General features: G+C 63.5%; 18 protein-coding genes. 3 read left to right on the forward strand and 15 right to left on the reverse strand.

Translation table 11 applies throughout. From position 1 onward, the window contains the following. Positions 1–15 precede the first annotated feature (15 nt). Positions 16–327 (reverse strand): 50S ribosomal protein L21, encoded by a 312-nt coding sequence (rplU, locus tag IPP03_10330; protein ID MBL0353026.1) that lies wholly within the window; start codon positions 325–327, stop codon positions 16–18. Between the two features lie 126 nt (positions 328–453). Here rplU and IPP03_10335 point away from each other — a divergent pair, with 126 nt between their 5' ends. Together IPP03_10335 and IPP03_10340 are read left to right on the forward strand one after the other, a co-directional pair. Beyond that, positions 454–798, forward strand: a complete 345-nt coding sequence (locus tag IPP03_10335) for an FKBP-type peptidyl-prolyl cis-trans isomerase (protein MBL0353027.1) — start codon at positions 454–456, stop codon at positions 796–798. Continuing rightward, positions 795–1,856 carry a pseudouridine synthase gene (locus tag IPP03_10340; GenBank protein ID MBL0353028.1) on the forward strand — a complete coding sequence of 354 codons (1,062 nt, stop codon included), beginning with the start codon at positions 795–797 and terminating at the stop codon, positions 1,854–1,856. The genes IPP03_10335 and IPP03_10340 overlap by 4 nt, the downstream gene beginning before the upstream one ends. Before the next feature lie 60 nt (positions 1,857–1,916). Here IPP03_10340 and IPP03_10345 read toward each other — a convergent pair whose 3' ends face one another. From IPP03_10345 to IPP03_10405, 13 genes are all read right to left on the reverse strand, one after another. After that, positions 1,917–2,354, reverse strand: coding sequence for a MaoC family dehydratase (locus IPP03_10345; GenBank protein ID MBL0353029.1), 438 nt, complete (start codon positions 2,352–2,354; stop codon positions 1,917–1,919). Positions 2,355–2,472: 118 nt separating this feature from the next. Next, positions 2,473–3,672, reverse strand: a complete 1,200-nt coding sequence (locus tag IPP03_10350) for an ABC transporter permease (GenBank protein ID MBL0353030.1) — start codon at positions 3,670–3,672, stop codon at positions 2,473–2,475. A 1-nt stretch (position 3,673) separates the two neighbouring features. After that, positions 3,674–4,882, reverse strand: a complete 1,209-nt coding sequence (locus IPP03_10355; protein ID MBL0353031.1) for an ABC transporter permease — start codon at positions 4,880–4,882, stop codon at positions 3,674–3,676. After that, entirely contained in the window at positions 4,869–5,558 is a 690-nt protein-coding gene (locus IPP03_10360; GenBank protein ID MBL0353032.1) for an ABC transporter ATP-binding protein, read from the reverse strand. Before IPP03_10360 ends, IPP03_10355 begins: the two co-directional genes overlap by 14 nt. Before the next feature lie 120 nt (positions 5,559–5,678). Beyond that, complete coding sequence (locus IPP03_10365) at positions 5,679–6,428, reverse strand: methyltransferase domain-containing protein (GenBank protein ID MBL0353033.1); 750 nt, start codon at positions 6,426–6,428, stop codon at positions 5,679–5,681. Positions 6,429–6,491: 63 nt separating this feature from the next. Next, positions 6,492–7,640 (reverse strand): efflux RND transporter periplasmic adaptor subunit, encoded by a 1,149-nt coding sequence (locus IPP03_10370; GenBank protein ID MBL0353034.1) that lies wholly within the window; start codon positions 7,638–7,640, stop codon positions 6,492–6,494. A gap of 357 nt (positions 7,641–7,997) precedes the next feature. Then, complete coding sequence (locus IPP03_10375; protein MBL0353035.1) at positions 7,998–8,816, reverse strand: peptidoglycan DD-metalloendopeptidase family protein; 819 nt, start codon at positions 8,814–8,816, stop codon at positions 7,998–8,000. Beyond that, on the reverse strand, positions 8,813–9,328 hold the full coding sequence (locus IPP03_10380; GenBank protein ID MBL0353036.1) for a protein disulfide oxidoreductase: 516 nt from the start codon (positions 9,326–9,328) through the stop codon (positions 8,813–8,815). Before IPP03_10380 ends, IPP03_10375 begins: the two co-directional genes overlap by 4 nt. 41 nt (positions 9,329–9,369) lie before the next feature. Further along, a complete protein-coding gene (locus IPP03_10385; GenBank protein MBL0353037.1) occupies positions 9,370–10,257 on the reverse strand; it encodes a zinc metallopeptidase in 888 nt (295 codons plus the stop codon). 11 nt (positions 10,258–10,268) lie between these two features. Continuing rightward, a complete protein-coding gene (pyrF, locus tag IPP03_10390; protein ID MBL0353038.1) occupies positions 10,269–11,093 on the reverse strand; it encodes an orotidine-5'-phosphate decarboxylase in 825 nt (274 codons plus the stop codon). Continuing rightward, the gene (locus tag IPP03_10395) at positions 11,090–12,274 is read right to left on the reverse strand and encodes a class I SAM-dependent methyltransferase (protein MBL0353039.1); all 1,185 of its coding nucleotides are present in this window, start codon (positions 12,272–12,274) and stop codon (positions 11,090–11,092) included. Before IPP03_10395 ends, pyrF begins: the two co-directional genes overlap by 4 nt. Before the next feature lie 4 nt (positions 12,275–12,278). After that, positions 12,279–12,863 carry a DUF924 domain-containing protein gene (locus IPP03_10400; GenBank protein ID MBL0353040.1) on the reverse strand — a complete coding sequence of 195 codons (585 nt, stop codon included), beginning with the start codon at positions 12,861–12,863 and terminating at the stop codon, positions 12,279–12,281. Next, positions 12,863–14,662: a glutamine--tRNA ligase/YqeY domain fusion protein gene (locus IPP03_10405; protein ID MBL0353041.1), complete on the reverse strand. Its 1,800-nt coding sequence runs from the start codon at positions 14,660–14,662 to the stop codon at positions 12,863–12,865. Before IPP03_10405 ends, IPP03_10400 begins: the two co-directional genes overlap by 1 nt. Positions 14,663–14,732: 70 nt before the next feature. On the opposite strand from IPP03_10405, the gene crcB reads away from it, so the two are divergent. Then, a complete protein-coding gene (crcB, locus tag IPP03_10410) occupies positions 14,733–15,140 on the forward strand; it encodes a fluoride efflux transporter CrcB (GenBank protein ID MBL0353042.1) in 408 nt (135 codons plus the stop codon). Between the two features lie 96 nt (positions 15,141–15,236). Here the strand turns inward: crcB and IPP03_10415 are convergent, their stop codons facing one another. After that, entirely contained in the window at positions 15,237–16,148 is a 912-nt protein-coding gene (locus IPP03_10415; protein MBL0353043.1) for a hypothetical protein, read from the reverse strand. Between the last annotated feature and the right edge of the window lie 208 nt (positions 16,149–16,356).

Here is a 16,356-nt window from a genome sequence, read left to right on the forward strand (position 1 = left end):
AGCTCCTTTTGTGACTCAGACAGCGATCGTGTCGATGCGCAGCTCGGTATAGTTCTGACGATGGCCCTGATGCTTCTGGTAATGCTTGCGCCGGCGCATCTTGAAGATATTGATCTTGTCGTGGCGGCCGTGGGAAACTACGGTGCACGTGACGATGGCGCCAGAAACCAGGGGGGCGCCGACCTTCACCGACTCGCCTTCGCCTACCATGAGGACCTGATCGAGGGTGATTTCTGCGCCAACTTCTGCCGGTATCTGTTCTACTTTAAGTTTTTGGCCAGCGCAAACGCGATACTGCTTGCCGCCGGTTTTTATGACCGCATACATGGTTGGACTCCGAAAATGAACCAAGGGGTGTTACAGGGAACCGTGCATTATACGGAAAAGTTCCAGCAAGTCAAAGCCTTGTCGTGCCTTGTGGTAGACTGCCGGCCTTTCGCAAAGGAGTTTTTCATGGCTGAAATGACCACCGCCTCGGGCCTGATCTACGAAGACACCATCCTCGGCGAGGGCGCCGAAGCCCGGGCCGGCGACCATGTCGTCGTCCATTACACCGGCTGGCTGACCAACGGCAGCAAGTTCGATTCGAGCAAGGATCGCAGCGACCCCTTCTCTTTTCCACTCGGCCAGCGCCACGTGATTTCCGGCTGGGATGAAGGCGTCCAGGGAATGAAGATCGGCGGCACGCGCAAGCTGACCATTCCGCCGCAGCTCGGCTATGGCGCACGCGGCGCTGGCGGCGCGATTCCCCCGAATGCGACGCTGGTTTTCGAGGTTGAACTGCTCGCCATCCAATGAGTGATTCCGGCAACGAGCGCAAGCCGAAACGGCCTCCCAGCCCGGCGGACAGCGATGATCCGTGGGCCAGGTGGCGTCAACCTGCGGCCCCTGCTGCAGTCGACGGCGAAAAAAGGGTAAATTTGCCGCCCGAGCTTGAACCGCCGCCGGTCGCGAAGGTGCGCGAGCGGCCAACGGGTACACTGAGCCCGATAAAATCCGCCGCGCCAGCGCGCGGTGCAGCGAAAAAGCCGTTCAAAAAGCCGTCGACCGCCCCCGCAAGGAAATCGCCTGGTGCACCAGCAGCCCCACCGCACGCAGCGCGGCCGGCGCGCGAACCTGGCGCCCCGCCGGAAGGCGTCCGTCTGTCCAAGGTGATGTCGGCGCGCGGCATGTGCTCGCGGCGCGAGGCAGACCTGTGGATAGAGCGCGGCTGGGTGTTCGTCGCTGGCGAGCGCATTTCTGAGCTGGGATCGCGCATCGACCCCGAGGCCGAGATCTCGATTTCCAGGGAAGCGAAGCAGGATCAGGCGAAGCAGGTGACGATCCTGCTCAACAAGCCGGTGGGTTATGTATCCGGCCAGCCGGAGCCCGGCTCGACGCCGGCGGTGACCCTGATTGCGGCGGCATCACAGGTCAGGCAGTCGGGTGACCCGGAATTCAAGCCGTGGATGCTGCGCGGACTGGCGCCGGCCGGACGCCTCGACGTCGATTCGACCGGCCTGCTGGTACTGACGCAGGACGGCCGGATCGCGAAGAAGCTGATCGGCGAGGACAGCGAAGCGGAAAAGGAGTATCTGGTGCGCGTCAACGGTGAGCTGGTCAAGGATGGCCTCAAGCTGCTCAACCACGGTCTGGAGCTCGACGACAAGCCGTTGAAGCCGGCGCGCGTCAAGCAGATCAACGAGGATCAACTGCACTTCATCCTGCGCGAAGGCAAGAAGCGCCAGATCCGCCGCATGTGCGAACTGGTCGGACTGCGCGTGACCGGCCTCAAGCGGGTGCGCATCGGCAAGGTCAAGCTCGGCGACCTGGCGCTCGGGCAGTGGCGCTTCCTGCGCGCCGACGAGGCTTTCTGAAACTACGGAAAACGCCGGCCGCGAGAGCCGGCGTCTTCGGGTTGTGCAGCGCCAAGAGCCTCAGGCAGTTCCGGCGACCGCCTGCCCGCGCGCCGGGGGCATCACCAGGCAGTCGCCCTCGATGACGATCTTGCCGGCGACCGTGCACACCGTATCGAGCGTGACGCGGTTCTTGGCGACGTTGACTTCCTTGACGGTGACCGTGGCCCGGACGGTGTCGCCGGGGCGAACCGGCGCCCGGAACTTCAGCGTCTGCGACAGGTAGATGGTGCCGGGACCGGGCAGGTGATTGGCGAGCACGGCGGAGATGAAGCTGGCTGACAGCATGCCGTGGGCAATGCGCCCGCCAAACACGGTGTCCTTGCAGTATTCCTCGTCCAGATGCGCCGGATTGACATCTGTCGAGATGCCGGCGAACAGGACGATGTCGGCTTCAGTGACGGTCTTGGCAATGCTGGCGCTCATGCCGGGATGGAGCTGGTCGATGTGATGCGTCATTCTATTCTCCGAGGGTCATTCGTGGTGGGCGGACTTTACCACGGCAGCGATGCACGGGCATCTGCCCGCCTTGATTCCCGGGCGCGTCCGGCGCATAAGGTGGCAGCCGGATCCCCGCTCATTCGGTACGCAAGGCCTCGACCGGGTCGAGACGGGCGGCGCGCCGCGCCGGCAGCACGCCGGCAGCGAGACCGATGACGATGGCGACGGCCTCGGCGAGCAGCACAAAGCTGAGCGGGGTATGCACCGGCAGCGCCGGCAGGGCGAAATGAATCGCCTGCGCCAGCCCGAAGCCGAGCAGCAGGCCAAGAAATCCACCGAGCGCCGAGAGCGCGACCGCCTCGCCGAGAAAGAGCAGCAGGATGGTGCGCCGGCGCGCGCCGAGAGCGACCAGCAGGCCGATCTCGCCGGTGCGCTCGGCAACGGCGATGGTCATGATGGTGACGATGCCGACCCCGCCAACCAGCAGCGAGATGCCGCCGAGCGCGCCAACCGCCATGGTCAGCACGTTGAGGATGTTGGACAGCGTCTTCAGCATCTCCTCCTGGGTAATGATCGTGAAGTCTTCACGCCCGTGGCGAGCGATCAGGCGTTCCTTGATGGCCTTGGCGACGATCGCCGAAGGAACGCCTTCCTCGGCGGCAACGTTGACTTCATCGACGCCCTCGCGATTGAACAACTCCTGAGCGCGGGCCGCCGGAATGAAAGCGGTGTCGTCGAGGTCGATGCCGAGAAACTGGCCTTTTGGCGCCATGACGCCGATCACCCGGAAGTGCAGGCCGCCAATGCGCAGGCGCTGGCCGAGCGGATTCTCGCTGCCGAACAGTTCATCCCTGAGCTTGGAACCGAGAACGACGAAGGCGCGGGCGCTGCTTTCGTCGTCGGCCGGCAAAAACTGGCCGCTTTGCACGGTCGACCGGAACACCTGCGGCAGATGGGCATTGACGCCGTAGACCAGCGTGCGCCGCGTGCGGCCGTTGCCCTCGACTTCGGCATTGCCGCGCGCGTTGGGGGTCACGGCGACGACGTGCGGCAGGCGTTCGAGCGAGCGGGCGTCTTCGAGCGACAACGGGCGGGCGCTCGACGGCAGGCCGGACGACGAGCCGCCGGTCTTGGTCTTGCCCGGCGTCACGGTGATGACGTTGGTGCCGAACTGGGTGAATTCGCCGAGGACGAAGCGGTGGATGCCCTCGCCGATCGAGGTCAGCAGGATTACCGCAGCGATGCCGACGGCGATGCCGAGCAGTGTCAGGAAACTGCGCAGGCGCTGCGCGGTGACGGCGCGAATGGCGAGCTGGAGGGCGTCGGCGAAGAGCATGTCAGTGCTTCATGAGAGCCTGTACCGGATCAAGCTGCGCCGCCCGGCGCGCCGGCATGACGCCGAACAGCAGTCCGGTCACCAGCGCGGTCGCCAAGCCGGCGATGACCGCCCAGTCGGGTGGATAGGCGGGAAACACCGGGAAAAACTGGCGCAGGGCGAACGCCCCGAACTCGCCGAGCAGGTAGCCGACCAGCGCGCCGACCGTGGACAGCATCGCCGCTTCGGTCAGGAAGGCCAGGCGGATCGTCCGCGCCGGCGCGCCGAGCGCCTTCAGCAGGCCGATTTCACCGGTACGCTGGGTGACGGCGACGAGCATGACGTTCATCACCAGAATGCCGGCCACCGCCAGGCTGATCGCGGCGATGCCGGCGACGCCCAAGGTCAGCGCGCCGAGCAGCTTGTCAAAGGTGGCGAGCACGGCATCCTGGGTGATGACGGTGACGTCTTCCTCGCCGCGATGGCGCTGCTTGAGGATTTCCATGACCTGTTCCTTGACCTCGGGAATCGCCTCGCGGCTCCTGGCTTCGATCAGGATGCGGAACAGCGTGTTGGAGTTGAACATGGCCTGGGCGAGCGCCACCGGCACGATAACCAGTTCGTCGGTATTCATTCCCAGCCCCTGACCGATCGACTTGAGGACGCCGACCACCCGCAGGCGGCGGTCGCCGATACGGATCAATTTGCCGACCGCCGGCTCGGCGCCGAAAAGTTCGTCGCGGATCGTCGCGCCGATGACGGCGACCGACGAACCCCGGTTCCAGTCCTCATCCGGCAGACCGCCGCCCTGGGTGAGCTCGAAATTGCGGATCGGCAGGAAGTCGCTGACCGAGCCGGCGACCATGACTTCACGCAGGCGCCCGCCGAAGCTGATCTCGGAGGTGCCGACAGCGAGCGGCGCGACCCGCCGGACCCCGGCGGCACGGAGCAGCGCCGCGGCATCGTCGATGGTCAGGTCACGCGGCGTCGTCGTGATGGCGTTGGCCGGATTGAAGCCGCCGGTACCCGAGCGGCCGGGCAGGACGATGACGAGGTTGGTGCCGATCGACGAAAACTGGCCGACGACATAGCGCCGCGCCCCGTCGCCAAGCGCCGTCAGGATGACGACGGCGGCGACGCCGATCGACATGGCGAGCACCGACAGCGTCGTGCGCATCGGGTAGCCGGTCGCCGCGTCGCGGGCGAAACGCAGGGTGTCAGCCAGGCGCATGGGCGCTATCGTGCTCGATGCGGCCATCTTCCATGCCCAATTGGCGGCGCGCGCGGGCGCCCAACGCTTGGTCGTGGGTGACGACAATCAGCGTGACGCCGCTGGCGTTCAGGCCTTCGAGCAGGCTCACGACTTCTTCGCCAGTATGGCGGTCGAGGTTGCCGGTCGGCTCGTCGGCGAGGATCAGTGCTGGCTGCATGATGGTGGCGCGGGCGATCGCCACGCGCTGGCGTTGGCCGCCGGAAAGCTGGTCGGGCCGGTGATCGGCACGATTTTCGAGGCCGAAGCCGGCGAGCGCCTGAGCAACGCGGGCATTGCGTTCCTTGGCCGGGATGCCTGCAAGGGTCATCGGCAACGCGATGTTCTCGGCGGCGGTCAGGCGCGGCACCAGATGGAAGCTCTGGAAGACGAAGCCGATCCGTTCGCTGCGCACCCGCGCCTGCTCGTCGGGCGACAGGGTCGTCACGTCACGCCCTTCGAGCAGGTAGGCGCCGGCATTGGGGCGGTCGAGCAGGCCGAGCAGGTTGAGCAGCGTCGACTTGCCCGAGCCTGATGGCCCCATCACCGCCACGTATTCGCCATTGTCGATGCGCAAATCCAGCCCGGCCAGCGCGTGGACCGTGGCATCGCCAAGCTGGAAAACGCGCTCGATGCCCTTGAGTTCGATCAGCGCCATGTCACCCACCAGCGGAACGGGATCGGTTTTCAAACACGGACATCGAACTCGCGCCCTCCCCTGTGTTGCGGACGAATTCCTGCGCTGCCGCAAAAAATGATCATGTGCGGATAGGGCTCGTCAGCCATGTCCGCGCGAAGGAAGGACCGGTCGGGAATTCCTGAACAGCAGGTAGACCTCCGAGTTGAGCGCGGCGCCGAAAACGGGAAATGGGCTGAACCATTTCCCCACAAGCTGAAGTCGCCCCTGAAACCTCTTCTCCAGCTTGCGATAGTCGAAGCCAAGGTGGTGAAAGTGATACCGGAATCCTGGAGACATCTCCGCAACGGGTCGCTGCGTGGGTACACGCCCCTGGAATGCCGCGAAAACGTTGCCGGGACTCGCGTCGAAGTCACCGTAGCGACGGGACATGCGGAAAAGGCCCTTGAACAACGCCGGGATGAACAGTTCATGGGGCACACCAATGACGGCGAGGCCGCCAGGCCTCAACAGTCGATGAATCTCGGCGATGGCTTCAAGCGTTTCCGTTTCGGGAAGATGCTCGAAAACCTCAAGGCAAAAGACATAATCAAAACATCCGGACTCGACCGCATCGAGGTTATCGGCAAACGCCACCGAACCCAGGCCCGCCAGTTTGTCTCTCGCCTCGGCCATCAGGCCGGGAGTCGGTTCAAAAACCAGCACGTCCATGTCGGCCAGGCCGGCCATCTGCCGCACAAGTTCGCCATCCCCCGCTCCATAGTCCAGAATGCGCAATCGATCTCCCGGCCGGACATCTCGCAGTACGCCAAGGGCATCCGCGAAGCGGCGTCGCTGCAACCAGCGCTTGACGGGGTTGCGGTCGTGTATTGTTATGTCCGAGTATTTCATGGAAGCAATGGGACCTGCCTGTAAGAAGCCTTCCTGAAGCAGTGAGGGGATTTCCGTTATCGCCTATCTGGTTTTCACTTTTTCGTCCGGCATTACCGTGGCGCCGGCCTTGACACCTTCCTTTTCGAGCGAGGTAACGATGCGGTCGCCGGCGGCCAGTCCTTCGAGCACCTCGGTAAATTCCCAGTTGGCCAGCCCGGTCCTGATCTTGCGTTCCTCCAGTTTGCCGCTGTCGGGGTTGAACAGCAGCACCTTGCCGCCTTCCTGGATCGCCGCCGTCGGAATGCGCAGCACATTGTCGCGGCCGTCGAGGATGATTTCGACGTCGGCGCTGTAGCCGACCAGCAACTTGCCGGTGTTTTCCGGCTGCGTGAACTCAATCTCGACATCGACCGTGCGTGCCTGTTTTTCGACGGCCGAAACGTAGGGCGCGACGCGCCGCACGGTGCCCGGCAGCACCTTGCCCGGCAAGGCATCGAGCGTGATGCGCACCGGCTGGCCGATCTTGATCTTCGGCGCATCGACTTCATCCATCGGCGCCTTGACGTAGAGGCAGGAATCGTCGATCAGGTCGATCGCCGGCGGCGTCGGCACGCCGGGTGGCGATGGTGTCGAATATTCGCCAAGCTCGCCGACGATCTTGGCCACCGTGCCGTCGAATGGCGCATAGAGTGCGACGCGCCCCTGCTCGACGCGGGTCGCCTTGAACTTGGCCTCGGCCTGGGCAACATCGGCCTTGGCCGTGTTGCAACTGGCGCGGCGCACCTCGGCCTCGGTCCGCGCTGCATCTTCCTTGCTGGTCGACACGAAGCCTTTGGCACGCAATTCGGACTGCCTTTTTGCCTCTTTTTCGGCGTTGACCGCAGCGATGCAGGCTTCCTCCACCCGCCGCCCGGCCAGCGTGATCTGCGTCTCGGCCAGCGCCGCCTGCGCCTGCTGGTCGTCGTTCCACAGCTTGAGCAGCAATTGCCCCTTCTTGACGCGATCGCCCTCCTTGACCCCCAGGTATTCGATGCGGCCGCCGATGATGGTCGACAGCTTGGTGCGCAGGCAGGCTTCGACGGTGCCAGCCCGCGTGTTGGCGAGGGTCGCCTCGACCATGCCGTTGGCAACTTCCTTGAGCGCGACGGGAATCGGCTTGGGGCGGCTGAACCAGGCGAAAGCCAGGCCGAGCACGGCAACGACGACGACAACGATCGCAATGCGACGCATATGAATTCCTCTAACAATAGCCGCCCGGCCAACGCGAAAAACTGAATCATCCCGGCGCGGCGGCGCACCGCGCTATTTTCGCCTATCCCGGGTCATAATCGAAAATCAGCGAGCCGGTATGCCACAAATTTGGAACCAATTCGCAAATTCGCTCTCACATGGCAGTCTTGACACGAAGGAGATTCCCATGAAGAAATTGGTTTCAGCACTACTCGCTGCCGTTTTCGTGCTGTCCAGCGTTTCCGCGCTGGCCTGCGGCGACAAGGCCAAGGACGAGAAGCAGACAAGCACGCCGTCCAAACCGAAGATCTGAGGCGAGGCGGGAAGGAAAGGCAGCCAAGGCTGCCTTTCTTGCGTTTACGGGCGCGCCAGAAAGATCTGGGGATCGACCGGCGTGTTGTTGAGGATAACCGCCCAGTGCAGGTGCGGCCCGGTAACCCGTCCGGTGGCGCCGACCGCGCCGAGAACCTCGCCCTGCTTCACAGTTTGCCCGGCGCGCACGTCGATGCGCGACAGGTGCATGTAGGCAGTGATCAGACCCTGGCCGTGGTCGACGAAAACCGTGTTGCCGTTGAAGAAATAGTCGCCGGTATTGGCGACGACGCCGGCCGCCGGCGCCTTGACCGGCGCGCCGCTGCCGACCGCGACATCGAGTCCGGCATGCGGATTGCGCGGCTGGCCGTTGAAGAAGCGGCGCAGGCCGAAGCGCGACGACAGCGGGCCGCTCGCCGGCAACACGAAATCCGTTTGCGGCGCCGGCGCGCTGAAGCGCTGCTTGACCTCGGCCGTCACCGCCTGTTCGCGTTCGATGCGCGCCAGATCGTCCGGATCCGGGTCGACCTGGCGCTTGTTCTTGATGGTCAGGCGCTGTTCCGGGTAATTCTTGATCTGCACAGGCACATTTTTAAGCGTTGCGGTCGACCCGGAAAAAACGTTGATTTCCAGATCACCGGGCAGGGTATCGAGCGGAATGCCGAGCAGCGCGAACCAGCGCCCCTGGTCGGCGATCACGGCCAGTGGTTGCTCGCCCCAGCGGGCGGTCGGTGCCGGCTGGCTGGCCGGACCAAGTTCGATGACAGCGACGCCGCCGGGAACCGGCGCGTTTTTGGGCAAGGCGCTGGCCGCTACGGAATAACCGAGCGCTAGTGCCGCAAGCAAGGAATAAGGCGGTTTCATGATTTCCCCCGGCCCGCCCACCACAAACGCAGGCGCAGGCCAACTTCACTGGTGTAGCCTACCGACACGAAGCGGATGTCGCCGGCTGGATCGATGATGGCGAAGGCCGGCGTGCCGGGCAGGCCGTAGCGCCGCAGAATTTCCGCCTTCGGGTCGACGACGGTTGACCAGCGGTAGCCCTTCTCCTGCATCACAAAGGCAACCTGCTCCGGCGAACCCGACTGGATGGCGATACTGGTTACCGGCCAGTCGGCGCTGATATTGCTGACGTTGCCGGCGGTGGTCTTGCAGATCGGGCACCATTCGGCCCAGAAATAAAGCAGTACCGGCCGTCCCGGATGTGCGGCGCGCCAGGCGGCCAGTTCGAACGGCTGGCCATCGACCCGCTGGCCGGCAAAGTTCGGCGCCGGCCCGCGCGTTGCGTCGCGCGCCTGCCAGAGCTGGACGCCGATGACGATGGCGAAAAACAGCAGCCCATCGAGCACCCAGCGGCGCCAGCGCGGCGCCCGCAGCTTTGCTTCTTGCGGGGTTGGTGCGTTATCGTTCAATCGGACTACAGCGTCGCTGCCTTGAAGGTGTTGCACTGGTTGATGTCACCCGTCTCGAAACCGCGCTTGAACCAGCGCACACGCTGCTCGGAGCTGCCGTGGGTGAAGCTTTCGGGAACAATGCGGCCTTGTGACTGTTGTTGCAGGCGGTCGTCGCCGATGGCCGAGGCGGCGCTCAACGCCGCTTCGAGATCACCCGGTTCGAGCACGTTCTTCATCGTGTCGGTGCGCTTGCCCCAGACGCCGGCCAGACAGTCGGCCTGCAGTTCCATCCGTACCGACAGCGCATTGGCCTCGGCCTTGCTTGCCCGCTGCCGTGCCTGATTGACCTTGTCGGCGATACCGAGCTGGTTCTGCACGTGATGGCCAACCTCATGCGCGACGACATAGGCCTGGGCAAATTCGCCCGGCGCGTGAAAGCGGTTTTTGAGTTCGCGGAAGAAAGTCAGATCGATGTAAACCTTCTGGTCGCCGGGACAATAGAACGGCCCCATCGCCGACTGGCCGGTGCCGCAGGCGGTCGGCGTCATGCCGGAGAACAGCACCAGCTTGGGTTCGACATACTTTTTGCCGCTGGCACGAAACACCTCGTTCCAGGTATCTTCAGTTGACGCCAGCACCTTCGAGACGAAGATCGCCGTCTCGTCGGTGGCCGGCGGCTTGTGGGCCGGCGGCGGTGCGCTTTGCTCGATGGCCGGCATGCCACCGCCACCGCTCAGCATGCTGAGTACGGTCAGCGGATTGATGCCGAGGAAATAGCTGGCGACCAGTGCAATGGCAATGGTGCCCAGTCCCAGGCGCCCGCCACCCAAGCGCAGGCCGCCACCACCGCCGAAACCACCGCCACGGCGGTCCTCTATATTGTCGCTTTCGCGTTCGTCATCCATGCGCATGGGGTTACTCCTTAGCGGTAAAGATTGATGGCATTGCGGGTTTCCTGCGCTGCGGCGCGGGCCGCGATGTGGAAATTCTCGTCCTTGCCGGCGTAGAGAATGGCGCGCGACGAATTGATCATCAAGCCCGTTCCCGCCACCGTCCGTCCGGCCCTGACGGTCGCTTCGATATCACCACCCTGGGCGCCGATGCCTGGCACCAACAGCGGCATGTCGCCAACGATTTCGCGGACGCGGGCGATTTCGCTCGGGAAGGTGGCGCCGACGACCAGCGCGATCTGACCGGAAGTATTCCATTCACCGGCCGCCAGACGGGCGACGCGCTCGTAGAGTTTCTCGCCGCCAACGTCGAGGAACTGCAGGTCGGAACCGCCTGGGTTCGAGGTGCGGCAAAGCAGGATGATGCCCTTTTCACGGTACGCCAGCCAGGGCTCGAGCGTATCGCGGCCCATATAGGGGTTGACCGTGACGGCGTCGGCCTGAAAGCGCTCGAAGGCCTCGCTGGCGTATTGCTCGGCAGTGGCGCCAATGTCGCCGCGCTTGGCGTCGAGAATGACCGGGATGCCTGGATGCTTCTCGTGAATGTGGGCGATCAGCGCTTCGAGCTGATCTTCGGCGCGGCGGGCAGCAAAGTAGGCAATCTGCGGCTTGAAGGCACAGACCAGGTCGGCGGTGGCGTCCACGATGGCCGTGCAGAATTCAAGGATGGCATTGTCGTCGCGCTCACCGCCGCGCCTGAGGTGAGCGGGGAACTTGGCCGGATCGGGGTCGAGGCCGACGCAGAGCAGCGAATTGTTCTTTCGCCAGGCGGCAGCCAGTTGTTCGATAAAGGTCATGCGGCGTCCCTTTTTGCTTCAGACGGGAGGAATCGGGAGAATTTGTCGGGCAGCACGCAGGTTTGCAGGCTGCGCTGGGTAAACAGAAAACGACCGTCGCAAACGAAACCGAGTTCCTGCCAGTCGACATTCCGGTTCAGCATCAGCATGCATTCGATCAGTTCGCGGCGTGGCATGCGCCGATTATTGGTAAACAACGCCAGCACCGCACCATCGAAGGCGTTGCAGTCGTGCAGGAAAAACGGCTCGTGCTTGCGGGTGCGGCCATTGACGTAAATGCGCGGTTGCAGGTTGATCGGGAAGCCACGGCCCCACTGCCACCAGTTGCTTTCGTCGAAAGGCCTGACGCGGCGGGCGAGCAACTCGTCCTTGTACTGGTCGAGATGTGGGTGCTTGACGCCGTAAAGCATGCGCCGCGTTTCGCCGGTGTCGACAGTTTTCGAGCAGACGAACTCCATGTTGCCCTTGGGGTGCGTAAAAATGCTGTCGGCCCCCGACACGGCGCCGACCTTGACGGTGAATACATCGGCAAAGCGCACGCTGTGTTCGCCACGCAGGAACATCAACTGGCCATCGACCTCGACGAAGCGCCGGCCGTCGTCCATCTGACGATCCATGCGATCTTTCTCGAAGCGGAAGATGGCGCAGTTCGGTGAGTGCTCGCCAAAGATGCGGGTGTCGCCGGTTTCGTAGATATGCGTGATGCTGCCCTGCTCGTAAAGCCAGGCGTTGAGCTTTTTGGCGGCAGTTAGCTTGATGAACTCGCGCGGCACGATGAAGACCAGTTCGCCGCCCGGCTTCAGGTGGCGGATGGACTTTTCGATGAAGAACAGAAACAGGTTGCTGCGCGCGTCGAACAGTTCGGATTTCAGGCGTTTTTTCGTGTCGACCGCAACATCCTGAAAGCGGACGTAAGGCGGGTTACCGACGATGGTGTCGAATTGCTCGCTGAGCGGATAATCGAAGAAATCGCTAACCTCAGCACCTTCAGGCGCAACGCGCGGGTCGATCTCGATGCCGACGCAATCGGAATGTCGCTCCTTCAAGCGCTGAAAGAAGGCGCCATCGCCGGCCGACGGTTCCAGCGCCCGCCCCTTGTTCCGGCAAAGGTCGAGCATGAACTCCACGACTTTGGGCGGCGTGAAGACCTGCCCGAGTTGTTCGACGTTGCGCACCGACATGGGGTCAGAAGCCGCTGTCCGGCTGGGCCAGGTAGGCGGCTTCGTCCGCTGTCGAAGCGCGGCCGAGTGCGGCATTGCGATGCGGGAAGCGGCCAAAGCGGGCGATCACTTCGTGGTGGCGCCGGGCATAGTCGAGAAAGCCCTCGCAACCGGAGTGCTGCGCGGCCAGCGCGGTGAACAAGCGAACCGACTGCTCCTGATCGGCCAGTGACTCACTGTGTTCGAGAGGCAGGTAGATGAACAGTTTTTCGACGGCACTCAGGGCCTCGTCCCAGCCGTGTTCGAGTGCCTTCGCCGCCAGCTGGCGGGCCTGCTCGTCACCGGCGAAGGCACTCGCCTCGCCGCGAAACAGGTTGCGCGGGAACTGGTCAAGCAGGATGAGCAGGGCCAGGAGGCCAGGAGGCTCGGCTGCCCAGTCGCTCAGTTCGCCGGCCAACGCGGCTTCGGTCGCCACCAGAAACCGCCTGCGGATTTCGTCATCGAATGCCGTATCCTTGCGGAACCAGACCATCCGCGGCTGGCCGTGCTCCGCTGTTCCGGGCTGGCCGAACCAGAAGGCGAGAATTGCGTCCGGCGTCACGGTATCCATCAGCCGACCTTGCCCCACGAATCCCGCAGCGTCACGGCGCGGTTGAAGACCGGCTGACCATCCCGCGAATCGAGCGGATCGACAACAAAGTAGCCATGACGCTCGAACTGGAAACGCTCGTCTGGCCGGGTATCGCGCATGCAGGGTTCGAGCTGGGCGGTGATGGTCTGGCGGGACTCGGGGTTCAGATCGTCGAGAAAGTCCCGCTCAAGCTCCGGAGCATCGCCTTCGCGGCGGGCGCCGGGGGCAGGTACGCTGAACAGGCGGTCGAACAGCCGAACCTCGGCCGGGCAGGCATGCGCCACCGAAACCCAGTGCAGGTTGCCCTTGACCTTGACGCTGTCGGCACCCAGCGTGCCGGATTTGGTTTCCGGCAGATAATTGCAGTGGACCGCAACAGTCTTGCCGTTGGCGTCCTTGTCGCAGCCGGTACATTCAACGACATAGCCGTAGCGCAGCCGTACCATGTTGCCGGGGTAGAGGCGGCGGAAACCCTTGCTCGGTACTTCCATGAAGTCTTCGCCTTCGATCCACAGTTCGCGGCTGAACGGCAGCGAACGCTGGCCGAGTTCCGGGTGCAGCGGGTGGTTCGGCGCGAAACACTCCTCGACCTGGCCAATCGGATAGTTATCGATGACCAGCCTGACCGGGTCGAGCACGGCGATGCGGCGCTGGTCGGACTCGTTCATGACTTCGCGCATGGCATCCTCGAACAGCGCGTAGTCGATCAGCGAATCGTTCTTGGAGACGCCAATACGCTCGGCAAACAGGCGGAAACCTGCGGCCGAGTAGCCGCGGCGACGAGCGCCGACCAGCGTTGGCATGCGTGGGTCATCCCAGCCGTCGACGTGCTTTTCATCGACCAACTGGATCAGCTTGCGCTTGCTCAGAACGAGGTAGGTCAGGTTCAAGCGTGAGAATTCGATCTGCTGTGGCAGCGGGCGCTGCAGCAGGCCGCCTTCGGCCAAGCGCTCAAGCAGCCAGTCGTAGAACGGGCGTTGGTCCTCGAACTCCAGCGTGCAAATCGAGTGCGTGATGTTCTCCAGCGCATCCTCGATCGGGTGGGCGAAGGTGTACATCGGGTACACGCACCACGTGTCGCCGGTGTTGTGGTGGGTGGCGTGGCGGATGCGGTAGATGGCCGGGTCGCGCAGATTGATGTTGGGCGCCACCATGTCGATCTTCGCCCGCAGGACATGCGTGCCGTCGGCGAATTCGCCGGCCTGCATGCGCTTGAAGAGTTCCATGTTCTCGGCAGCGCTGCGGCTACGGAAGGACGAATCCTTGCCGGGCTGGGTCAGCGTGCCGCGGTTGGCGCGCATTTCGTCGGCTGACTGGCTGTCGACATAGGCATGGCCGGCCGAAATCAGGTATTCGGCAAAGGCGACCATCCAGTCGAAATAGTTGGACGCGTAGTAAAGGTTGTTCTCGCCGCACTGTTCCCACGAGCAGCCCAGCCACTTCACCGAATCGACGATCGAATCGACGTACTCCCGCTCTTCCTTTTCCGGGTTAGTGTCGTCGAAGCGCAGATGGCAGCGGCCGCCGTATTGCTCGGCAAGGCCGAAGTTGAGCAGGATCGATTTGGCGTGGCCGAAGTGCAGGTAGCCGTTCGGCTCGGGCGGGAAGCGCGTGCGGATTTTCGCCGGGTCGAGCGGCCCTCCGGCGTGGTCGGCCGCGGTACCGGGCTGCCCCGCCCAATGGCGCTGTGCATGCTTGCCGGCAGCGAGGTCGGCTTCGACGATGTTTCTTATAAAATTGGCCGCAGGGGCAACTTCTAGTCTGATGGGGCTGCTCACGGTAAAACCTCGGTTCTCGATTACGCCATTTTAACCGGCAGGAACGATCAAACCGCTACAATTCCCTCTCATGTCCGTCCATCACAACCTCACCGCCTTGAATTTTCTCGCTGTCGGCGCCGGTGCCGCTTTCGGCGCCTGGGCACGCTGGCTGCTCGGCTTGGCGCTCAATCCGCTGCTCATCGCGGTGCCGCTCGGCACGCTGGCCGCCAACGTGACCGGCGGCTACCTTGTCGGACTGGCGGTCGGCCTGTTTCATATCAACACGCATTTTCCGCTGGCCTGGAAACTGTTTGCCATCACCGGCTTTCTCGGCGGACTGACGACCTTCTCAACCTTCTCAGCCGAGGTCGTCGAGCGTCTGCTCGCCGGCCAGCCGGCCTGGGCCATCGGCCTCGCCTCGCTGCACCTAGCCGGTTCGCTGACGGCAACCTGGCTCGGCCTGCTGACGGTCGGGGCGACCCGGATCTGGGGCTGAAGCCCGAAAGCTTCTGTTGCGGTCGACGCCGGAAATGGCCTAAAAACCGAGCAAATTCAGCCTTGCGTATCCTGACCGGCGCCGGGACAATGCTGTCTAGAAGCGGCCGCTGAGGGTCAGGCCAAGCAGCGGTGCCGGATCGAAATCTTCCTTTTGTACCTGATCGCCCGACGAATTCTCGACCCGCAAGCTACCGCCAGCGACGACGCCACCATAGAAATGCAGGGCCATTTCGTTGCCCAGACTGCGAGTGACATGGACAAAAACGGGTACGCCACGCTCCTCACCGACACCGTTGCGCACGGGGCCAGTATCGCTTAGACGAAAACGCAGGCTCCGGTAAGCCGCGCCGATACCCGCCGTCCAGTTGCCGTCGAATCGATAGTTGAGCTCAAGACCGGCCGGGCCTGTCGGACCGCTGGACAAGGGATTGACCAGACGCCAACGGTCGTCGATGCGCCAGTCCACAATCAGAAACGGGAATGCGCTGGTTTTCTCGATACGGTAAAACACACCCGCACCCAGACCAAGAAGATTGCCCCCCTCAAACTGTTTCACCCCGGAGAACGTCGCGCCCCAGACCAGAGAATCTCCAGCATTCGCCCCGTTTTCCTTGACCCAGTCAGCCGACGGCGCGAACCCGAGGCTCCAGTCATCTCCCACCCTGAAGGAAAGCGGCACCGCCACGCCGTAACGCTGTATGATGTTCCACGGCGCAACCGAACCGAAGGCGCTGGCATTGGAGAACGAATAGTTCAGGTAATCGTAGCTGAGCGTGACTCCAGCGCGGTTCCCGCCACCGAAATCGTAAGCTGTTCCGCCGCGGAGAATCAGGCCACTCATGCTGAAATCCCCACCTCGATCGAGGTCGGCGCCGCCTTGATATACCGGCGTGGCCGATGCGAAAGATTGCCACGGACTCGATTCGGCGCCCAGCGCGGAACCGGCAACCGCCAACAAGGCGCCGAGCGCCGTGCATGTTGATATACGCTGTGAACACCAACTCATGGAAGCCCCCTTCTCCGTCAGTATCGAAGGACAATGGTAACACCGGTCCTCAGCTACCGGAAAGTCGATGGCGCCATGCGCGTTACCCCGGTTGCAGCTGCCGCGCCAACCCTCCTGTGTTCCCTGCGCCACACCAGTGTCCGCCGATTTTTTTGCGTTTCATCATTTCGACGCAGGCCGGAATCCTGGAACATCAACTGGCTGGACC

The sequence above is a fragment of the Candidatus Dechloromonas phosphoritropha genome, from assembly GCA_016722705.1.
GTDB lineage: Bacteria > Pseudomonadota > Gammaproteobacteria > Burkholderiales > Rhodocyclaceae > Azonexus > Azonexus phosphoritrophus.